This is a genomic window from Microbacterium sp. CPCC 204701 (genome assembly GCF_004010105.1).
Classification (GTDB): domain Bacteria; phylum Actinomycetota; class Actinomycetes; order Actinomycetales; family Microbacteriaceae; genus Microbacterium.
The window spans coordinates 1-1,491 of the sequence record NZ_RRYE01000551.1 but is presented as its reverse complement, the minus strand read 5'-3'; the positions used below and the strand labels follow the sequence as shown (position 1 = coordinate 1,491).

Sequence of the window (1,491 nt, the reverse complement as noted above, 5' to 3'; positions counted from 1 at the left end):
ATCGCCGAGCTGGAGGCGGGCTCCGGCCCGTACGCCGACCCGCGCCTGGCGGGCGAGATGCGGCGCGACCTCGAGACCCGCCGGGCGGCACGATGACGCCGGCCGCCGGCGACGCGCCCGCTGTCATCGGGAACGCCCGGCTCACCGGCTCCGAGCGCACGGATCCGTTCGGCTCGGACCCCGTCGACATCCACCTCGCCGACGGCATCGTCGTCGACATCGCCCCGGCGGGCGCGCTCCCCCGGCAGGGCGCCGTGCTCGACGCCGACGGAGGGTGGGTGATCCCTGGACTGTGGGACCACCATGTGCACGTCGTGCCATGGGCGCTCGCCGCGCAGCGCGAGGCGCTCGGTGCGACGACGTCGGCGGCGCACGCCGCAGCAGTCATGGCGGGGGGCGCTGTGCTCCCTGACGGACGCAAGGTCGGGACGGGCTTCCGTGACGCGCTCTGGCCGGACGAGCCTTCCCTGGAGATGCTCGACGCGGCAACCGGCGGCATCCCGACGTATCTCATCAACGCGGACGTGCACAGCGTGTGGCTCAACTCGGCGGCGCTGCGGCGCGAGGGATTCGAGCCGGACGGCGTCGGGTTCCTCCGCGAGGAGCCCGCGTTCGAGATCTCGCGACGCCTCAACGCGGTCGAGCCCGCCACTGCCGATCCGCTCGTCGCGCGCATGGCGGACGATGCCGCGGCCCGCGGGGTCGTGGGCCTGGTCGACCTCGACATGTCGTGGAACGAGGACGCATGGGCGCGTCGTCTCGTCGCGGGCTTCGATGCGCTGCGGGTGTCGTTCGGGATCTACCCCGAGTTCCTCGACCGGGCGATCGCCGAGGGCCTGCAGACGGGTGACCGGACACGAGGATCCGCGTCCGACCTGGCGCGAGTCGGACCCCTCAAAGTCATCACCGACGGCTCGCTCGGCACGCGCACGGCAGCGTGCTCGCACTCGTACGCGGGCGACCCGCACAACCACGGGCTGCTGACGGTGGATCTGGCGAACCTCGTGGACCTGATGATCCGCGCGACCGGTGCCGGCATCGCCTCGGCGATCCACGCGATCGGGGATGTCGCGAACTCGCACGCGCTGGACGCCTTCGCCGCGACGGGTGCCTGGGGCACCGTCGAGCACGCGCAGCTGGTCGCGCACGCCGACATCCCGCGCTTCGCGCGCCTGGGCGTCGGCGCGAGCGTGCAGCCCGAGCACGCGATCGACGATCGCGCCCTCACCGACACGCTGTGGCGCGATCAGACCGCGCAGCCCTACCCGCTCCGAGCGCTGGCCGACTCCGGGGCGACGCTCTTCTTCGGTTCGGACGCGCCGGTGTCGTCGCTCGATCCTTGGGCCGCGATGGCCTCCGCGGTCTTTCGCATCCGCGACGGCCGCGAGCCGTGGCAGCCGCACGAGCGCGTCGAAGCCGCCACGGCTCTCGCCGCCTCGACACGCGGAGGGTCGGCGACGCCGGCGCGCATCGAGCCGGGCGACGTCGCCG

1 protein-coding gene is annotated in these 1,491 nt (G+C 73.6%); it reads left to right on the top strand.

What is annotated here, in order from left to right:
- Positions 1-92 precede the first annotated feature (92 nt).
- Positions 93-1,491, top strand: a 1,399-nt coding sequence (locus EIO58_RS17760) for an amidohydrolase family protein (protein ID WP_127820539.1), incomplete at its 3' end; no start/stop codon positions are given.